The 17,789-nt window shown below is 61.0% G+C and carries 17 protein-coding genes, 1 tRNA gene and 1 pseudogene; 3 read left to right on the forward strand and 16 right to left on the reverse strand.

Going from position 1 to position 17,789, the window contains the following annotated elements:
* The first annotated feature begins 9 nt into the window (after window positions 1-9).
* Together CAQUA_RS05910 and CAQUA_RS05915 are read left to right on the forward strand one after the other, a co-directional pair.
* Window positions 10-83 (forward strand) — tRNA-Pro (locus CAQUA_RS05910).
* 541 nt (window positions 84-624) lie between these two features.
* Window positions 625-768, forward strand: a pseudogene (locus CAQUA_RS05915) (glutathione-dependent formaldehyde dehydrogenase); the annotation flags it as partial.
* 28 nt (window positions 769-796) lie between these two features.
* Here CAQUA_RS05915 and CAQUA_RS05920 read toward each other — a convergent pair.
* Entirely contained in the window at window positions 797-1,759 is a 963-nt protein-coding gene (locus CAQUA_RS05920) for a CE1 family esterase (protein ID WP_196824088.1), read from the reverse strand.
* 72 nt (window positions 1,760-1,831) lie between these two features.
* Here CAQUA_RS05920 and CAQUA_RS05925 point away from each other — a divergent pair, with 72 nt between their 5' ends.
* The gene (locus tag CAQUA_RS05925; protein WP_196824087.1) at window positions 1,832-2,623 is read left to right on the forward strand and encodes a class I SAM-dependent methyltransferase; all 792 of its coding nucleotides are present in this window, start codon (window positions 1,832-1,834) and stop codon (window positions 2,621-2,623) included.
* 18 nt (window positions 2,624-2,641) lie between these two features.
* On the opposite strand, the gene CAQUA_RS05930 is transcribed toward CAQUA_RS05925, so the two are convergent.
* The 15 genes from CAQUA_RS05930 to CAQUA_RS06000 all read right to left on the reverse strand — a co-directional run bounded on the left by CAQUA_RS05930 (window position 2,642) and on the right by CAQUA_RS06000 (window position 17,776).
* The gene (locus CAQUA_RS05930) at window positions 2,642-3,388 is read right to left on the reverse strand and encodes a CE1 family esterase (RefSeq protein ID WP_231375385.1); all 747 of its coding nucleotides are present in this window, start codon (window positions 3,386-3,388) and stop codon (window positions 2,642-2,644) included.
* A gap of 12 nt (window positions 3,389-3,400) precedes the next feature.
* Window positions 3,401-4,984, reverse strand: a complete 1,584-nt coding sequence (der, locus tag CAQUA_RS05935) for a ribosome biogenesis GTPase Der (protein ID WP_196824085.1) — start codon at window positions 4,982-4,984, stop codon at window positions 3,401-3,403.
* Window positions 4,981-5,682 carry a (d)CMP kinase gene (gene cmk / locus CAQUA_RS05940; RefSeq protein WP_196824084.1) on the reverse strand — a complete coding sequence of 234 codons (702 nt, stop codon included), beginning with the start codon at window positions 5,680-5,682 and terminating at the stop codon, window positions 4,981-4,983. Before cmk ends, der begins: the two co-directional genes overlap by 4 nt.
* Window positions 5,682-6,695 carry a pseudouridine synthase gene (locus CAQUA_RS05945; protein WP_196824083.1) on the reverse strand — a complete coding sequence of 338 codons (1,014 nt, stop codon included), beginning with the start codon at window positions 6,693-6,695 and terminating at the stop codon, window positions 5,682-5,684. The genes cmk and CAQUA_RS05945 overlap by 1 nt, the downstream gene beginning before the upstream one ends.
* 11 nt (window positions 6,696-6,706) lie before the next feature.
* Window positions 6,707-7,270, reverse strand: a complete 564-nt coding sequence (scpB, locus tag CAQUA_RS05950) for an SMC-Scp complex subunit ScpB (protein WP_231375384.1) — start codon at window positions 7,268-7,270, stop codon at window positions 6,707-6,709.
* Between the two features lie 6 nt (window positions 7,271-7,276).
* Window positions 7,277-8,095: a segregation and condensation protein A gene (locus CAQUA_RS05955; RefSeq protein WP_290177948.1), complete on the reverse strand. Its 819-nt coding sequence runs from the start codon at window positions 8,093-8,095 to the stop codon at window positions 7,277-7,279.
* Window positions 8,092-8,988 (reverse strand): ParA family protein, encoded by an 897-nt coding sequence (locus tag CAQUA_RS05960; RefSeq protein WP_269208571.1) that lies wholly within the window; start codon window positions 8,986-8,988, stop codon window positions 8,092-8,094. The genes CAQUA_RS05955 and CAQUA_RS05960 overlap by 4 nt, the downstream gene beginning before the upstream one ends.
* A gap of 32 nt (window positions 8,989-9,020) precedes the next feature.
* A complete protein-coding gene (xerD, locus tag CAQUA_RS05965) occupies window positions 9,021-10,016 on the reverse strand; it encodes a site-specific tyrosine recombinase XerD (RefSeq protein ID WP_196824082.1) in 996 nt (331 codons plus the stop codon).
* The gene (locus CAQUA_RS05970; protein WP_196824081.1) at window positions 10,013-10,678 is read right to left on the reverse strand and encodes an NUDIX domain-containing protein; all 666 of its coding nucleotides are present in this window, start codon (window positions 10,676-10,678) and stop codon (window positions 10,013-10,015) included. Before CAQUA_RS05970 ends, xerD begins: the two co-directional genes overlap by 4 nt.
* 22 nt (window positions 10,679-10,700) lie before the next feature.
* Entirely contained in the window at window positions 10,701-11,663 is a 963-nt protein-coding gene (locus CAQUA_RS05975) for a copper transporter (protein WP_196824080.1), read from the reverse strand.
* A gap of 30 nt (window positions 11,664-11,693) precedes the next feature.
* On the reverse strand, window positions 11,694-12,905 hold the full coding sequence (gene steA / locus CAQUA_RS05980) for a putative cytokinetic ring protein SteA (protein WP_196824079.1): 1,212 nt from the start codon (window positions 12,903-12,905) through the stop codon (window positions 11,694-11,696).
* 52 nt (window positions 12,906-12,957) lie between these two features.
* Window positions 12,958-14,703 (reverse strand): DNA repair protein RecN, encoded by a 1,746-nt coding sequence (recN, locus tag CAQUA_RS05985; protein WP_196824078.1) that lies wholly within the window; start codon window positions 14,701-14,703, stop codon window positions 12,958-12,960.
* Window positions 14,704-14,727: 24 nt separating this feature from the next.
* Window positions 14,728-15,651, reverse strand: a complete 924-nt coding sequence (locus tag CAQUA_RS05990) for an NAD kinase (RefSeq protein WP_196824077.1) — start codon at window positions 15,649-15,651, stop codon at window positions 14,728-14,730.
* On the reverse strand, window positions 15,651-16,478 hold the full coding sequence (locus tag CAQUA_RS05995; protein ID WP_196824076.1) for a TlyA family RNA methyltransferase: 828 nt from the start codon (window positions 16,476-16,478) through the stop codon (window positions 15,651-15,653). Before CAQUA_RS05995 ends, CAQUA_RS05990 begins: the two co-directional genes overlap by 1 nt.
* Before the next feature lie 221 nt (window positions 16,479-16,699).
* Window positions 16,700-17,776 (reverse strand): HAD-IIA family hydrolase, encoded by a 1,077-nt coding sequence (locus CAQUA_RS06000; RefSeq protein WP_196824075.1) that lies wholly within the window; start codon window positions 17,774-17,776, stop codon window positions 16,700-16,702.
* Between the last annotated feature and the right edge of the window lie 13 nt (window positions 17,777-17,789).

Genomic DNA, 17,789 nt, shown 5'->3' on the forward strand with positions numbered 1-17,789 from the left:
ACGTAGCTACGGGCTGTGGCGCAGTTTGGCAGCGCACCACACTGGGGGTGTGGGGGTCGCAGGTTCAAATCCTGTCAGCCCGACAATTTTCTCCGAAGGTTTCGGGTTGCACGAGGACCGCGTGTCGAGGGCCGCCGCCCACGACCGATTCGCGAAACTTTGATTTGCTGTCATGGCACCGAAATCACGCAGTGCTGTGACCTGCGACGTTGCGGGGCCTATCGAAAGTTGGATACAAATTTCGCGAATCGCCCCATCGCGGGCGGGCGGGTGAATCGCTCCTTCCGGGTTAGGCGAGCTCCGGTAAGCCGCCCAGTCGCGCCCGGAGCGCGACCGAAACCCTCGGCTCGCGCGGAGTGAGGATGTAAGGAAATGACAATGCGCATTCTCCGAAGGTTTCGGGTTGCACGAGGACCGCGTAACCGTGTCCAGGGAATCCGTGCCGGTTGAGTAGCCGCGGCCCACGACCGATTCGCGAAATTTTGATTTGCTGTCATGGCACCGAAATCACGCAGTGCTGTGACCTGCAACGATGCGTGGCCTATCGAAAGTTGGATACAAATTTCGCGAATCACCCCTTCCGGCCCGCTACGGCTTGAGGACGACCTTGATGCAGCCATCCTCTTTCTTTCCGACGTTCTGCCTACCGCCTGGCAGGGCGTGCAGTATGCCTATGTGCCGGACGGCGGAACCTTGGCCGTGCTTGGGCTCGGCCCGATTGGCCAAATGGCCAGCCGTATCGGCGCCCACTTTGACTACCGCGTTGTACTGCGAACGCTGTGGAGCGGCCACGGCCTTATTGCAGGTCGGTGGCCAGGGGCGCGCGGTATTTCACGCCGAAGAAGTTCAGAATCTGGCGTGAGGCGAAACCATCAGCGCCGTCGAACACGATTTCCTGCGCACCGCCTGGCCAGACGTGCCGGCCGCCGTCGAGTCTGAAGTGGCGCAGCTGCGCGTCGCAGTGCACCCAGTTCTGTTCCACACCGGCGCGCGTGGATTGGCTGATGATGGGCTGCGGGTTGCAATGGTTGCGCTTCGCGGCATACTTCAGCACATCCTCCATGGCCATGTATCGACGGCCGTGGCGCTCGCCGCCACCGTATTTCATAACGGAATCATCCGTGCCGTGGAAGTCAATATGCTTGACCGGGATTGGTGTGCAGTCATCAAACACGCCTTCGTAGAAGGCAGCTGAGACAGTTGCCACGCCGGCGATCTGATGGGCGCGATTGCAGCCGATAAACGCGGCGAAACCGCCGCCATTGGACAAGCCGGTAACGAATACCTTATGCGGGTGGACCGGGAACTCCGCGATCATCTTTTCCCGTACTTGGTCATAAAAAGCTAAGTCTTGCTCCCCCGTCGTTTCCGCGTACGGTGCAGGAGCCCAGGCCTTGTTCACGCCATCGGCGTACACGACTACGGCTTCAGCAGCATCGAAGTCCGTGAACTGTTCCATGGTCTTGGCGCTGCCTTCGAACCCGTGGAACGCGAAGATAAGCGGAATCCCACTGCGTTTCTCAATCTCCGGTGGGATGGACACGCGGTAGCCCCGCTCAAGGCCACCGGCCTTGATGGTTCTAATCTCCGTGCGCGCTTCGCCCTGGTACTGGGGCTCAGGCGGGATATCTTCATCGCGGGAATTGAAGGTCTGCAGTTGCTCTTCAAGCATCTGCTCCTCGCTCACGCAGGCAGTAAGCGTGCCCAAAGAAAGGGTTGCTGCAGCAAGGCAGGACGTAAGCATTTTCCGTACGGGCACTCCCGTCATAGTAGTCCGAAACTTGGCTGGGCTACCAAGCGAGCATCGCAGGAGCTACTACATTGATCCACTATGAAACCAAGCGGCAAATCGGATCCCACGTTCAAAGACCACGCCGCACGCGCCGCAACTGGGAGCGCCTTTACGCAGGGTGCCGACAATTATGACATCGTGCGCCCAAGCTATCCGGCCGAGCTAAGTGAGTTGATTCCGCCCCGGTCCACGGTCGTGGACATCGGCGCAGGCACCGGAAAGTTCACTCAGTTGTTAACCACCGACCAGGATGCTCAAAGGACCGTGTACGCACTCGACCCGTCCGCAGACATGGTGGCGACGCTTAGGGCTAACCTGCCGTCGATAAGCGTGTGGCGCGCAACGGCGGAAAATACCGCGATGCTCAATGCCTCCGTTGACTGCGTCACGTGCGCCCAGACATGGCATTGGCTGGACCAGAAAAAGGCATTGACCGAAGCCGACCGCATTATCCGCTCCGACGGCCGCTTGGTGCTGGTGTGGAACACTTTGGATGTCACCCACCCCTGGGTGCTACGTCTCACCCGCATCAGCCATTCCGGCGACGTCCACCGCGAAGGCTTCTACCCCACCATTGATCCACCGTGGGTTCTCCACGAAGAACGCCGCATCAAGTGGGTACAGATGGTCACCACCGATGATTTGTTTCGGCTGGCCCGCTCACGCTCATACTGGCTCCGTGCCAACGAGGCGACACGCGCCAAAGTGGAGGCGAACTTGTCGTGGTACCTCTTTGAGCGCCTCGGCTTCGATCCCGGCGACCTTGTTCCGCTGCCCTACCGCACGGATGCGTTTTGCTACGTGCGCGACCGCAGTGCGTGCTGCATGTAAAGGGTGTGGTGGGGTGGCCTACCTACAACGCTGATCAATGCCGAAGAAGTCAAGCAGCACGCTCGTGGCATCACATGCCTCGCCCTGCCCGCCCAACGGCCAATAATGGCCAAGACCAGGCACCTGCATGTGGTCCACGGGAGCATCATTGCCATTGCGCTGGCGGAAAATGTCAACGACTTCATCCACAGCAACAACCATGTCGCCCGGAACATACTCGCCCCCGCCGTACGGAACGACAGAGTCAGTCACGCCATGGATGTTGGTGTACGGGACCGGGTAGTTCAATGGCCCCGCAAGCGCGACGCGCCGGGCGGAACCACCAACGGTGAACAAACCGGCAGCTGGGGGAATCTCCCCTGCCCCGAAGATGTGAAACGCGCTGTATATCGCTATTCCACCCCCGTTGGAAAAACCGACGAGGTAGATCCGCTTCAGGTCAACCGGGTACGACTCGCATGCCTGGCGCACCATCGCGCGGATGAATGCTGAGTCCTGCTCAATGGTTGTGTGGGCGTAACCGGCCGGCGCCCAGACGTTCCGGTACCCATCCGGTGCCACCACCACTGCGTCGGCGCGGTAGAGCTGCGTGACCAGATTGATAAAGCTTTCACCATGGTCACCCGAACCGTGAAAGGCGACAATCAGCGGAAGCGGCAACGCTGCGTCCGTCGCCGTGTGTGCCGGCACCTGGACGTAATAGCGCCGGCGTAGCCCGTCGACCTCACAGTGCCGATGCACGCCTCCGTGCTGATCGCTGCCCATCGCTTTTAGCCCCTACTTCCTGCGGCGCGGGTTGCGCTCACGCACGCGGACCGCGATGCGCACGGGGGTGCCGTGGTAGCCGAATTGCTCACGGAACTTGCGCTCGAGATAACGGCGGTAGCCACCGTCTAAGAATCCAGTAGTGAACAGCACGATGGTCGGCGGGCGCGTCGTTGCCATCGTGGCGAACAACAGCTTGGGCAAACGATTGTTCTTCATCGGCGGCGGGTTCGCGGCGATCGCGTCGCGCAGCCAGTTGTTTAGCTGTCCAGTAGAAATGCGGCGATCCCAGTTCTCTAGCGCCTGGATCATTTCCTGCTCCAGCTTGTGGATCCCGCGTCCGGTCTCCGCAGAAATGTTGATCGTGGACACCCAGTTCAGCGGCTCGATGTACTGCTCAAACTCACGGTCAAAGTAGTACCGGCGGTCCTCATCCATGAGGTCCCACTTGTTGAAGGCGATGACAATCGCCTTGCCCGCGTCAGTCACCATGGAAATCACGCGTTGGTCCTGCTCCGTGATCTCCTGCGAGGCGTCGATTAGCACGACGCACACCTCCGCTGCGTCAATCGTTCCACGCGTGCGCAGCGAGGCGTAGTACTCGTGGCCTTGCGCGTTCTTCACTTTCTTGCGCAAGCCAGCGGTGTCGATGAACTTCCACAGTTTCTGGTCCAGCTGAATGAGCTCATCCACGGGGTCAACCGTGGTACCAGCCACGTTGTCCACCACAGCACGGTTGGAGTTAGAAAGCTTGTTGAGCAAACTGGATTTGCCCACATTTGGCTTACCGACGAGCGCCACGCGGCGCGGGCCCTCCGTCACGGAGCTAGCAGCCTTCGGTTCCTCCGGGAACGATTTCACAATCTCATCGAGGACATCCGCGCCCCCGCGGCCATGAAGGGCCGACACCGGCCACGGATCACCGAGTCCCAGACTGTAGAACTCCGCAACGTCGCCCCACTGGGATTCGGACTCAAACTTATTGGCTACCAGCAGAACCGGAACGTCCGCGCGCTGGAGGTTGCGCGCCATGAAAGCATCCGAATCCGTGACGCCCACGTGCGAATCCACGACCATGACGATGACGTCCGCATCATGCATCGCCGCTTCCGACTGGTGCGCGATCGATGCGTGAATACCCTTCGCGTCCGGATCCCACCCACCGGTGTCTTGAACCCAGAAGCGCTGACCGTTCCAGTCCGTGATGTAACTAACGCGATCCCGCGTCACACCCGGGTGATCTTCAACCACGGCTTCACGGCGACCAATGAATCGGTTGACCAGCGTGGATTTACCCACATTCGGGCGGCCCACAATAGCTACCGTTGGCAGAATCTCTTCAACGTGGTGCTCACCAGCAAAGCCATAGGAGCGCTCAATGCTCTCCCATTCCTCTTCAGTCAGTTCCTCCAGCAGGATGTTGTCGTCGAAGTCGGCTTCTTCAAAGTCCGCTTCGACGAACTCAGTCTCGTCGAAATCCGCTTCGTCGAAGTCCGATTCATCAAATTCATCATCGCCGAAATCTGCTTCGACGAACTTGGTTTCGTCGAAGCCTGATACACCATTGCTCTCTTCGTCGAAGTCACGCGTGCTCATCGTGCGCTCCTTTCGATCAGTTGAATCAAGGCCTCGAGGACCTGGTCTTTGGCCATGTCGGAGGTATCGATGATTTCGGCATCCTCAGCGGGGCGCAGGGGGCTTGTCGCGCGGGATGAATCGAGTTCATCGCGGCGCACGACGTCCGCTAGAACGGTCTCATAGTCCGCGTCGCGGCCGGCGGCGACGTCCTGGTCGAAGCGGCGCTGGGCGCGGACTTCAGGGGATGCGGTGAGGAATGCCTTCGCTGGGGCGTCAATCAGCACGACGGTGCCAATGTCACGACCCTCAACGATCGCGCGGTGCGCGTCGGACGCGAGGCTGCGCTGCAGGGCCACGAGATTTTCGCGGACCTCTGGGATCGCAGAAACAGCAGAAACATTCTGTGTGACCTCGCGGCCGCGGATTTCCGCAGAGACGTCTTCCCCATCCAGAATCACGGACTTTGAATCCGGGTCATCGGATACCTCAAGTGGAAGCTCGCGGGTCGCGGCTATCACGGCGGCGGTGTCGTTAGGATCAACGCCGGCGCGCAGGACTGCAAGCGTGGCTACGCGATACATCGCGCCGGTATCCACATACTTCGCGTCGAGCTTCTTTGCTAGCGCGCGGCACGTGGTGGACTTGCCGGTGCCGGAAGGACCATCGACGGCAAGGATCAGGCCGTCATTCGGCATGTTCGAAATAGGGGTGCCCATCACATTTCCACCACCTTGTACAGGGAGGTCAGTTCCGAATCATTCAGCGCGCGCAATGTGCCGGGCTTTTGCTCGCCCAAACGCACGGTGTGGATCTTTGTGCGCACCAAACGCTGGACCGGGAAGCCCGCCGCCTTCAACATGCGGCGCACGATGTGCTTGCGGCCTTCGTGGAGTTCGACCAAGATCAGCGACTCACCCTGGTGGGTGTCCACAATGTTGACGTAATCGGCTTTTGCCATCCCGTCTTCCAACTCAATACCCGCGCGCAGCTGCTTGACCAGACCTGGTTTTGCTTCGCCCTTCACGGTGGCCAGATACGTCTTCGGGACCTCGTACTTGGGGTGCATGAGACGGTTAGCCAACTCGCCATCGTTGGTCAGAATCAGAAGACCTTCAGTATCCGCGTCAAGGCGTCCAACGTGGAACAAGCGTTGACCGGCCGTGACACGATCGGCCACGATGTCGCCTACGCAGGGGCGACCGAGCTCATCTTCCATGGTGGTGTGCATTCCGCGCGGCTTGTTCAAAACGAAGTACTGCAAATCTTCATTCACGTTCACGCGCACGCCGTCAACGCGGATGATGTCCACGTTTGGATCCACGCGCACACCCTGTTCGCGCACGATCGTGCCGTTGACCTCGACGCGGCCCTCATCAATCATCAATTCCGCGTGACGACGGGAGGCCACGCCTGCTTGGGCGAGGGCTTTTTGCAAACGCACGTCGGCGTTCGGGGATTTGGATAGGCCCTTCTTTGCGGGTTGGCCACCGGTTGGGGCATCCCACCAGTTATCGGCCAAGGGGTGATCGGCTGGCAGTGTGGCCTGTGAGGCACCATCACTATTGCCAGCCTGGGCAGCGCGCTGGCGTTGGGACAGGGAAACGTGTTGCTTCTTGGCCGGCTTTGCGTTGGAAAGCCGCAGCTTCTCATCCGGTGTTTTCTTCGTGGGGCGCGCTTGCTTATCAGCGCCCCTATCCGGTGTGCCTTCTCGGCGAGCGGGAGGAGTCATGGTCCCCGATGCTACCAAGCATCCTCGATGGAATCGACTTCCGGAAGCAGCGGTGCAAGCTCCGGAAGGCGTTCGAGGGAATCTATTCCAAGCTGTTCCAAAAACAACTCTGTTGTCACGTATCGGTGGGCACCAGTCGAGGGATCAGGTTCCGCTTCCGCAATCAGGCCGCGGAGGTTCAAGGTGCGCATCACCCCGTCCACATTGACGCCGCGCACCGCGGCGACTTGGGCACGCGTCACCGGCTGGCGGTATGCCACCACCGCGAGGGTTTCTAGCGCAGCACGGGAAAGCTTCGTCGACGATCCGTCGAGAAGAAAAGCCTCCACGGCGTGTGCATTGGCGGGCCGGGTGTAAAGACGCCAGCCCTCGGCGGTTTCACGCACATCGATGCCGGAACCGCGGGAGTCACACTCGTTCTTCCACGCTAAAAGTTCACTGCGCACGTCTGCTGGCGACGCACCTAGCGCGCCGGCAAGATCTTCCGTCGTCGCTGGAGTGTCCAAAATTAACAGCACGGACTCTAACTGCGAGCGCAGTTGGCTCACCATCTGCGTGGAGTAATCAGCATCCATGGACAGCTAGCTCCAGTTCGCTGCGGCCACCACCGCGGGGTCTACGTCTTTGCCCGTCCACGACAAGTCCAGTGGACCAAGCGATTCCTCTTGGCGCGCATCGACGGCTTGGGCTTTGTAGAGCTCCAAGATGGCCAGGAACCTCCCGACGATTTCCATCGACCGCGCGCAGTCTTTCGTCACCGTGCTAAAGCTCAGCCAGCTGTGGGCGCCAGCTAGTTTGAGCTGATCAAGAACTCTGCCAGCTTGTTCCGGAACAGACACAGCCTGGGCGTGCAGGTGGTCCACGCGGACTTCCTCCGGAGGAGTCGGCCGGAAGACACTTGCCGCGAGCTGCGCGAACGAGTCAGCGGTGTGCCCAAGACTGACGGGTGGAAGAAGCTCACCGTAACGCTCCTCCATCGCGACGGCACGCGGGTAGCGTCGCTGGGCGCTGAGCTGCCACTGGGCAAACTGACGGGCTACTTCTTGGTACGCGCGGTACTGCAACAAACGCGCGAACAGTAAGTCGCGCGATGACAGCAACTCCAGGTCCTCAGCATCCTCATCTTCCTGATTGGGAAGCAATCGGCGTGCTTTCAGGCTCAGCAAGGTGGCGGCGGTAACCAAAAAGTCAGTCACTTCATCCAAATCCGCGTGATCCCCCAGCATGCGCACGTAGGAGATGAACTCATCGGTGACCTCAGCCAGTGCGACTTCAGTGACGTCCAGCTTGCGGGCGCTGATCAGGTTCAGCAGAAGATCGTAGGGGCCCTCGAAGTTACCCAGCGCCAGCGTGAAACCGGTGATCTCCGGTTGATACCCGACCCCGTCGGCCAGCGTCACCGGCCGGTCCTCTCCAAAACTTCCAAGGCCAGGTTGCGGTACTGCTCTGCGCCCTGGGAATTCGGTGCCCACGTAATAATCGGCTCCCCGGCAACAGAGGTCTCGGGGAAACGGACCGTGCGGGTGATCACGGTGTCAAAGACTCGGTCCCCAAAGACCTCAACCACGCGATCCATGACCTCGCGCGCGTGGGTGGTGCGCCGGTCAAACATGGTCACCAAGATGCCGACGATTTCCAGGTCAAAGTTAATGCGGTCACGCACCTTCTCCACGGTGTCCGTCAGTAGGGCCAGGCCGCGCAGCGAAAAGTATTCGCACTCCATAGGGATGATCACGCCTTGGGAGCACGCGAGGGCATTGACGGTCAGCAGACCAAGCGAGGGTTGGCAATCAATAATGATCACGTCATACTCGCCACGCACCGGCCGCAGCGCGCGGCCCAGAGTCTGCTCCCGACCCACCTCATTGACCAACTGGATCTCAGCGGCGGAGAGGTCAATGTTGGCCGGCACGAGGTCTAAGCCTGAGACATTCGTGTGCTTGATCGCTGAGTGGATAGACGCCGTGTTATCCAGCATCAAGTCATAGACCGTCACCTGGTCTTCGTCGTGGGTGACACCAAGACCGGCAGACAACGCTCCTTGCGGATCAAGGTCCACGAGGAGCACTTTGCGGCCCACTTCCGCAAGGCACGCACCCAGGTTGATCGAGGACGTGGTCTTCCCCACCCCGCCCTTCTGATTCACCATGGAGATGATCACGGCAGGGCCATGCCGGTCCAGCGGCTTCGGCTGCGGGAGTTCACGCACCGGGCGCCCTGTAAGGCCAACAGTAGGTTCCGGCAGCAACGACTCCTGCGTTGCGCCTGCACCCGTTTCCGTCGTCCCGGCCATCGCGCCACCACCTATCCTTTCCAGCTCACACGTTATCTTACACTCTTGTAATTCGTAACTGTGGCCTTTGCGCGGGGGTGACTTGTAGCCCACACGTCGCGGAGATTCTCCGGACTCACGTGCGTGTAGATCTGAGTGGTGGTCACCGACGAATGGCCAAGGAGCTCCTGGACCGTACGCACGTCCGCACCGCCTTCGAGCAAGTGCGTGGCAAAAGAATGCCGCAGCGTGTGCGGGGAGATTTTCTTATCTATCCCCGCGCGTTTCGCCGCGTCTTGGATGATCGCCCACGCGCTTTGGCGCGATAGTGCCTTGCCGCGGGTGTTTAAGAACAGTGCGTGAGACGCCCCCGTCGATAAGCATGGGCGCCCGCGGACAAGATACTCGGCGAGCGCGCCGCGCGCGGCACCGCCCAAGGGCACGATGCGCTGCTTATCGCCTTTTCCCGTCACGCGCAGGAACGCCGCGTCAAGACCAGCTTGGCCGTCACTGCCGCCCACGTCATCGCTACTGCCAGCGGCGACGAGCTCGCTGACGTCATCAACGCTGAGCGCTAGCGCCTCAGAGACGCGTGTGCCGGTGGCGTAGAGAGTTTCCAACAGAGCCTTGTCCCGGATCCCGGTTGGAGTGTCCTCGCTGCACGACTCAATCAGTGCCGCGACCTCGTTGATACTCAAGGTGTCGGGAAGCTTCTCCCCCGCGCTCGGTGGCGACACGCTGGCTGCGACGTCGGCGGGCACGAGGCCTTCGACGGCAGCGAACTTGTGCAGACCCCGGGCGACCACGAGTGCGCGCCCAGCCGAGGACGCTGCGAGCGGTGATCTGGTTTTCGATCCCCGCCGTAAATCAGCGACGTAGTCTTCCACATCCGTCGTCGTCACCGCGGCAAGGTCGTCTTTGCCGCAAGATTCGAGCCATTCCACGTAGCGGTTCGCGTCACGCCGGTAGTTGCTCAGCGTGTGCTGGGACGCGCCCCGTTCCACGGCGAGGTGCTCAAGCCACAGTTGCGCCACCACCCGGGGTGTCACGTCGTCCGCTTCTTCATGTCCGGGGTAAAGCCTTCCGCACGGCGTCGGCTAGCCATCGCCGTGGGACGAAGATCAAAGGGGTCGGTCACGGGACGAGGCTCCGCGCGCTTATCCACGACCTCACACGCCGCGAGGATGCCAGAGATCGCGATCGAATTGATGATCTCACCGCGCAGAGTCATCGCGCGCGCCTGATCAAGCGACACCCACGCCAGTTCCATGTCCGCTTCCTCTTCTTCGCCTTCTGGCTTATCGACGATCGTAAGGTCAGTGGCATAAAACACCCGAACCGCTTCTTCCGCGAAACCTGGTGAGGTGATCAGATCAACTAGGACGTGCCAGTTCGATGCGGTAACGCCTGCTTCTTCCACCAGCTCACGCTGGGCAGCGATGAGTTCAGATTCACCATCTATATCAAGCAGGCCGGCGGGCAATTCCCACAAACGGCGCCCTACGGTATGGCGGTATTGCTCCACCATGGCGATCTCATTGTCCGCGTTCACGGCCACGACGGCGACAGCGCCGAAGTGTTCGACGATTTCGCGCTTGGCGGTACCGCCGCCTGGCATCGTGACGGTGTCGCGTCGGACAGCGAGAATCGGTGCGTCGATAAGCAACTGCGAATCGAGCGTCTCAAATCTGTGGCGGGGCGTTTCGCTCATGCCACAAGCCTAGCTGTGTCGCTTAGGGCTTTTTCGGTGCGGGCGCAACGGCCGTGGAGGCCGAACCATAGGCGCCGACGCCGCCCCGGATCTGTTCTGCGAGCGCTAAGACTGTGGAGATGCGGCCCGTTTCCGTGTCCGTGGAATCAACGGTGGAAACGTCTTTCTTAGCAATGTCGTTGCCGCGGATCAGACCGAGCGCACCCTTTGGTTCCGCCGCTGGGAGTCGACCTGCCAGCACCGCAGAACCACCCGCGTCCTGGACGCCCCACGCGAAGTCAGAAGTGATCACCGCGCCAAAGTCACCATCTGCGCGGTTGCCTCCTTGCTCCTTGCCGCCCGTGACCACGATGACCCCGTGCGCGGGTTTGATCGTGCCATCTTCGAACGTTAAGAACCCTTTGTCGCGCAGAGTGCCCAACGTCAGGGCGCGATCTTCCTCAGTGGCGATCGGCTCACGCGACATCGGATCAATCATGACCGCAGCGCCCACTGCCTCACCGGCGTGGAAACCGGGTGCTTGGTACTCCTTCGCCAACTGCGCGCCCGCCGGAAGGGACGCCGCGACAACAGCTTGGAGTTCATCCGTTGCTTTAGAGTCCATGAATTTATCCGTGAGCGCGATGGTTCCGGCGTTGATACCGCCAGCCTGTTCCGCGAGCCAGCGGATCGTGTCCACGTCTTTCGGATCAGCGTCCGGGGTACTGATGATGAGAAAGCCTTTGTCGATCAGCGTGCCTGCAACCAGCTCAGTGGAGACCTGGGAGAGCAGCTCATTCGCGGAATCCGCGGACTTGTTCGCCTCCGCTTCGCCGCCATCGCTTTTCGACGACGAGGCGCCGCCACCGACGTTGTCATAGCCCAAGTTGGTGATCGGTGCCATCGCTGGAGCGATCACGAGCGTGCCTGCAGCCAAGCCAATGGCGGTACCCCACGCGAGGCCAGAAATCATCCATCCCGCTTTGCCGGAAGAGCGTTTAGACATTGATGCGCCTACTTTCTAACCGGGTGCCGGCTATCGGGACGGGTTGAACCAGCCCTGCACGTGGAGGGCGAAGTTATTCCAGGTGTCAATGAGGTTATCGTTGAAGCTGCCGTTACCGGTCAGCCCCACGACTAGGATGACGGTCGCGAGCGCCACCAAAATGCCCAGGATTGCCCATGCCCATGCGAATCCACCCGCGTTGGACGGGCGGTACAGGGACTCAATGACCGCAGCGTCCACGATGCGGTAACCGCCCTTGAGGCGAGTGAGTGCCGCGGCCGGGGTTGCGGACTCTTCCAGCGCGAAGATGCTGTCTAGATCCAGCTCATCGCCAACGGTGACGATGATTTCGGAGTTGTGGAACACGGCGAGCAAGATCGCCAGGTCAGTCGCAGAATCTGTTGCGGCCGGGAAAGTTCGCGCGCCAACGCCTAGGTCTTGGATGCGCTCCAGACCAGCCGCGTGCCCGTCAGGGTCAGCGGGCAAGATCACCTTCGCATCGCCGCGGAGGTTGTCGGCGGAGATCTCCGCCGGGTCACCCACGATGAGATCGCAGGAGTAGCCCAGGTCCAACAGCGTGTCCGCAGCAGCGCCAACACCAATGATCACGGGCTGGAACTCGCGGATAAAGTGGCGCAGGTTGCCAATTTTCTCGCGCGTGTCCACCGCGGGGCTGACCACTAAGACCTTGCGGCCGTCCATCATGTCGCCGAGGTCGGGCACGCCCACGCCGTCGACAAGCAATGGCGATTCAGCGTGAATGAACTCGGTGGTGTTGCCGAAGAACGCCTCCATGTTCTCCACGAGGTTACGCTGCGCAACGTCGTACGCATCATCCGCAACATCACGCTCCACCGGCGCTGCTTCGGCTACGAGCTTCTTGCCCACGTAAATGTCGCCGCTGGGGTGCACCGCACCCTTCTTGCCATCGCGGAACGCGCCGCGCAGCTCCGTGCTGGCGTTTTCAAACAGCGGGATGTCCGCGTCCATTAGCAGCAGAGGACCGTAATTAGGCATCTTGCCCGTGGAGAACTGCGCGAAGTTAATCACCGCGGCCGGACGGGCGTCGGCCAAGAACTGCGCCTCGCGGCGGCTCATATCCGGCGAGTCAACAACGGCGATGTCCCCCGCGCCGAGCTTGCGTAGGCCCCTGCCCTTGCCCTGCGGAGTGCAGTCACGAAGGTTGCCCCCGCGCACGCCGGTACGGCCTTCGGTGTCGGAAGATGGTGAAAAGACGCTCATGCGCGCAATTCTTACCGACGACGTGGCGAAATTAAGGGAGGCGCGCCGTCACTTAACCCTTCGGATTCTCAGCAGCTTCCGTCTCCCGCACGTCAACGCGCGCCTTTTCCAACAGTTCCTTCGCGTGCGCGCGCCCCGTCTCCGAATCCTCCATGCCCGCCAGCATGCGGGCCAGTTCCTCTACCCGTTCCTCATCGCTCAGTTGCACGACCCCCGATGTGACCGAGGAGTCGCCTACGTTCTTTGACACGTGAAGGTGCGCGTCAGCGTACGCCGCTACCTGCGGTAAGTGAGTGACCACGATGACTTGGTTGCGGCGCGCAAGGCGTGCGAGCCGTTTCCCGATCTCCACCGCGGCGCGGCCACCCACGCCTGCGTCGACCTCATCAAAGACCATCGTGTGGCCACTGCGGTGCGTGGAAAGCACCACCTCAAGAGCCAGCATGACGCGCGAAAGCTCACCGCCCGAGGCACTCGTTGCCAGCGGCTGCGGCTCCGCCGTCGCATTGGGCGCGAGCCGCAGTTCCACCACGTCCGCCCCATCCGGGCCTGGCTCCCGCGGTTCAACAACCACAGCGATGCGGGCCTTCGGCATAGCCAAACCACGCAATTCCGCAGTCACGGCTTTTTCCAGATCGTTCGCCGCACGGGTCCGCGCCGCAGTGAGTTTCTTCGCCCGCGCGGCCATCTGCTTCTCCGCATCACGCACGGCAGCAGCAAGCTTTTCGACGGCTTCCGCGGACGTATCGATTTTGTCCAGTCGCGCCAAGGCCTTGTCCCGCCATGCAAGAACCCCGTCGATATCGGGGGCGTACTTACGCGTCAGGGTTTTCAACTCCTGCTGGCGGGTCAGCAACGTATCCAGCTCCCCTGGATCACTGGGCAGCCCAGCGAGGTAGCGGCCAAGCTCGCCGGAAATATCCGATAGCTCCGACGCCACCTCGCTTAGCCGTTCGCCGAGCTCTTTGAGGGCTTCATCGCTTGACGACGACAGCGCGCCACTAGCGTGGCCGATCAAAGTTGATGCCGGTTCTTCTTCCCCATAGCCGCCACCGGAGGGATCCCCGTCGAGCGCGGTCAGCGCTAGAGTCGCTGCGTCATGCAGTGCATCCACGTCTTGGAGCCGCTTAATCGTTGCAATGAGTTCTTCGTCTTCACCGGCGACAGGTTCCACGGCGTTAATCTCATCCACCGCAAAGCGAAGACGATCGACCTCCTGCTCCAACTCCCGGCGTTGCTCCGTGCGCTGGCGCAGATCCTTGGCCAGCTCGCGCCACGTTGACCACGCCGAAACATAGCCGTCACGGATTGCTTCAATCTCCGGGGCGAACGCATCTAAGGCACCCAACTGCTCCGCCGGTGCAAGCAAGCGCAGCTGGTCGTTCTGGCCATGAATGGTGAGCAACCGGGACGTGATCTCCCCCAAAGTTCCCGCCGGCACCGTTCTGCCCCCGAGGTGCGCGCGGGAACGCCCCGTCGCTTTCACCGATCTGGCCGCCACATATTCGCGATGGTGACCGTCACCGGAATCATCCGCTTGTGCGCCGGTTTCCGCGATCGCCGACATGAGCGCGGTGTCGTCTTCATCAACAGCGAAGACTCCCTCAACGACAGCCTGGTCAGAACCAGTTCTTACTTTCGAGGAATCCGCCTTGCCGCCGGACAACAACCGCAAGCCCGTGACCACCATGGTCTTACCAGCACCCGTCTCACCAGTGAGCACGGTCAGCCCAGGAGAGAACTCCACCTGCGCGTGCGGAATGACTCCCAAGTTGGTGATAGATATATCGAGAAGCATCTGTCTTTAAGCTGTCCGCGCTGCTTAGGCTCCGGGCCCGCGCCACCCGTACACAGGCAGCCGCAGCTTGTTCACTAACCGGTCCGTAAACGGCGAGTCATCCAACCGCACCAAACGCACGGGCTTGCTGCCGCGCACAACCTCCAAGCGCGACCCGGGCGGCATGGGGATATGACGAAAACCGTCGAGGATGACGTCTGCCGGGCTCGTTGTCACCAATGACTCCACCGCGACAGTGGAACTGGGCGATACCACCAACGGCTTAGTAAACAGCGCGTGAGCGTTGTTGGGAACCACCAAGATCGCATCCAACTCCGGCCACAACACCGGCCCTCCCGCGGAGAAGGCGTACGCCGTGGATCCGGTCGGCGTAGAAATCAACACGCCATCGCACCCAAACGAGGACACCGGGCGGAAGTCAACCTCCAAAATCGCGTCCAAGACGCCGCGCCGGTCCTGATTTTCCAAGCTTGCCTCGTTGAGCGCCCAGCCTTCACCGAGCAGCCTGCCGTATCCGTCATGCACCGTGACATCAATGGTCATTCGAGCCGCCACGCTGTACGACCGCTCAATCACGCGCCGAATCGCTGATTCCAAGCTATCGGCTTCCCACTCCGCCAGAAATCCAATGTGCCCCAAGTTGATACCCAGCACCGGAACGTCCTGGGCGCGGGCCACATCCGCGGCGCGGAGGAACGTACCATCACCGCCCAGCACCAACACGAGCTCACACCCAGTCGCTGCGGTATCACTCGGCTTCACTGTCTCAAGCCTCTGCAAAACCGGGTAGTTGTGCAAAAACGGTAATTCTTTCTCCGCCATGAGGCGGACCTCAATACCGGCCTTGATCATCAGCTCGGAAGCACGCGCGGCGGAGGCAATGTTGCCCTCACGGCGGGCATGCGGAACCAGCAGAACGCGGCGATTGAGGTTATCCACGCTATCCATCAGTTCTGCGGTCCTTCCTTTACTGCACGCGCCACCATGTCAACCAGTTCTTCGTTGCTGGGCGCACTGGCACCACCATCCTTGGTGAGCCACAGAAAGTATTCTACGTTGCCGCTCGGACCGGGAAGCGGCGACGCTGTCACTGCACGCGTACTCAGCCCCAAAGACTTGGCAAAAAGCGCAACGGAAGCGGTCACTTCCTGGCGCAGTTCCGCAGACCGCACCACGCCCCCGCTGCCCAATCGGTCTTTGCCAACCTCAAACTGCGGCTTGACCATTGGCAGCAACTGCGCGCCTTCAGCCATGCACGACGCGATGGCCGGAAGCACGAGTTCTAATGAGATGAAGGAGAGGTCCCCGACCATGAGATCCGCGGACCCTCCGATCAGCTCCGGGGTGAGGTGCCGGACGTTCGTGCGATCAAGCACGGTGACGCGGGGATCATTCTGCAAACGCCACACGAGCTGGCCATAGCCAACATCCACAGCCACTACTTCCGAAGCTCCACGCGCAAGAAGCACGTCAGTGAACCCGCCTGTTGATGCACCCGCATCAAGGGCGCGGCACCCCGTAATGTCTAGTCCCAGTGGCTCGAAGACGTCGAGCGCACCCAACAGCTTGTGTGCGCCACGTGATGCCCATTCATCAGCATCCTCAAGGTTCACCTTGATTGATGCATCCGGCGCCACCACCGTTGCCGGCTTGGTAGCAGCGAAACCACCAACCTCAACGCGTCCCTCTTTGATCCACTCCACCGCTTGCTCGCGGGAACGCGCAATCTTCCTACGCACTAACTCCGCATCAAGGCGCCGACGTGCAGGCGGCATAGCATCTCCTCCATCCGAAAACTCCCGGCTACTGTTCGCATTCCTGGGCAGTAAGGTGCGTTGTGCTCAGCTGTCTTCAACACTAAGGGCTTCGCGCAACACCTCGTGTGCTGCGGCGCATTGAGCTAATTCGCCCTCCAGCTCATGCGGTTCTTCCGCAAAGGCTTCGGCAAATCGCGCAGTGATGCGCTCCGGTGTCGCTAGCGCACCACCATCCGTATCTACCACCAGGATTCAACCGCCTTGCGTGCGGAAGGCGATTGCGCCTCCACCGTGAACTCCGGGGTGGGATCGCCACTCCCATCAGCCGTATCCTCCGCCCACGCCGCGGCTAGAACCGTCCGCAATGCCTGGATCGGCGTGGAATCACCATCACCACCAGCTAACACAACGGTGCGCTGCGTGGTTCCAGACGACGCTGGATTTACTGACGCGGTGAACCCGCCTTGCGGTTGCGGTGCAAGATCAGCAGCCGACTCGCTCAACGCCGTCATGTTCTCTGCAATGAACGTGGGCCGCTGGGATACCGGTGCGTTAAGCAGTGCCCACGGTCCAGACACTCCGGTGAGTACATGCAGCGTATCCATCCCGGCAGCAACCCCGCCAGCGATGTCCGTATCCAACCGATCACCAACAACAAGGGGGCGCTGGCTACCAAGCGTCTGCTGCGCAATCTCAAACATTGCCGGACCAGGTTTGCCCGCGGCCTGCGGAACCACGCCAGTAGCGTTGGTCACTGCAGCGACCATAGACCCGTTGCCCAGCGCCATGCCACGGGCAGTCGGAAGCGTGGAATCAAGGTTCGATGCAAGATAACGCGCACCAGCATTGATTGCTAGAACAGCTTCGGCGAGCGTACGCCACCCGTTATCAGGATGATGGCCGTGCAGCACCACGATTGGCTTGTCATCCGCGGATTCAACCACCCGGAAACCCGCGCCGGCCACCAGTTCTTTAAACGACGGCGCACCCACTACGTAGACGGGGTCACCAGGCTGAAGGTACTGTTCCGCGAGCTTCACTGCCGCTTGCGCGGACGTCATCACGTTTTCCGCTGCCACGTCCAATCCAATACCGCGCAATGCACCCGCAACCTCCTCAGGGCCTTTGGAGGCATTGTTAGTGACGTACATCGCTGGCAGCGCCGCCGCGTTAATGGCCTCTACCGCATACGGAATAGGGTTGTGCCCTGCCCATACCGTGCCATCGAGGTCAAGCAGCAGCGCGTCATACTCCGCGACGAGCGAGCTGCGCGACGAAGCCGGGGATGAGTTGCGGGAAGAATCGGGTGCAGTCACGTCAAAACTCCTT

Origin of the sequence: Corynebacterium aquatimens, from assembly GCF_030408395.1 — a bacterium.
Lineage (GTDB): Bacteria > Actinomycetota > Actinomycetes > Mycobacteriales > Mycobacteriaceae > Corynebacterium > Corynebacterium aquatimens.

Bases quoted from the DNA above. Each gene is read 5' to 3' on its own strand.
- recN (WP_196824078.1), bottom strand. From the start codon at position 14,703: ATGCTTCTCGATATATCTATCACCAACTTGGGAGTCATTCCGCACGCG.
- CAQUA_RS05975 (WP_196824080.1), bottom strand. From the start codon at position 11,663: ATGTCTAAACGCTCTTCCGGCAAAGCGGGATGGATGATTTCTGGCCTC.
- steA (WP_196824079.1), bottom strand. From the start codon at position 12,905: ATGAGCGTCTTTTCACCATCTTCCGACACCGAAGGCCGTACCGGCGTG.
- CAQUA_RS05930 (WP_231375385.1), bottom strand. From the start codon at position 3,388: ATGGGCAGCGATCAGCACGGAGGCGTGCATCGGCACTGTGAGGTCGAC.
- cmk (WP_196824084.1), bottom strand. From the start codon at position 5,682: ATGGGCACCCCTATTTCGAACATGCCGAATGACGGCCTGATCCTTGCC.
- CAQUA_RS05925 (WP_196824087.1), top strand. From the start codon at position 1,832: ATGAAACCAAGCGGCAAATCGGATCCCACGTTCAAAGACCACGCCGCA.
- der (WP_196824085.1), bottom strand. From the start codon at position 4,984: ATGAGCACGCGTGACTTCGACGAAGAGAGCAATGGTGTATCAGGCTTC.
- CAQUA_RS05960 (WP_269208571.1), bottom strand. From the start codon at position 8,988: ATGGCCGGGACGACGGAAACGGGTGCAGGCGCAACGCAGGAGTCGTTG.
- CAQUA_RS05995 (WP_196824076.1), bottom strand. From the start codon at position 16,478: ATGCCGCCTGCACGTCGGCGCCTTGATGCGGAGTTAGTGCGTAGGAAG.
- CAQUA_RS05945 (WP_196824083.1), bottom strand. From the start codon at position 6,695: ATGACTCCTCCCGCTCGCCGAGAAGGCACACCGGATAGGGGCGCTGAT.
- CAQUA_RS05970 (WP_196824081.1), bottom strand. From the start codon at position 10,678: ATGAGCGAAACGCCCCGCCACAGATTTGAGACGCTCGATTCGCAGTTG.
- scpB (WP_231375384.1), bottom strand. From the start codon at position 7,270: ATGGATGCTGATTACTCCACGCAGATGGTGAGCCAACTGCGCTCGCAG.
- CAQUA_RS05990 (WP_196824077.1), bottom strand. From the start codon at position 15,651: ATGGATAGCGTGGATAACCTCAATCGCCGCGTTCTGCTGGTTCCGCAT.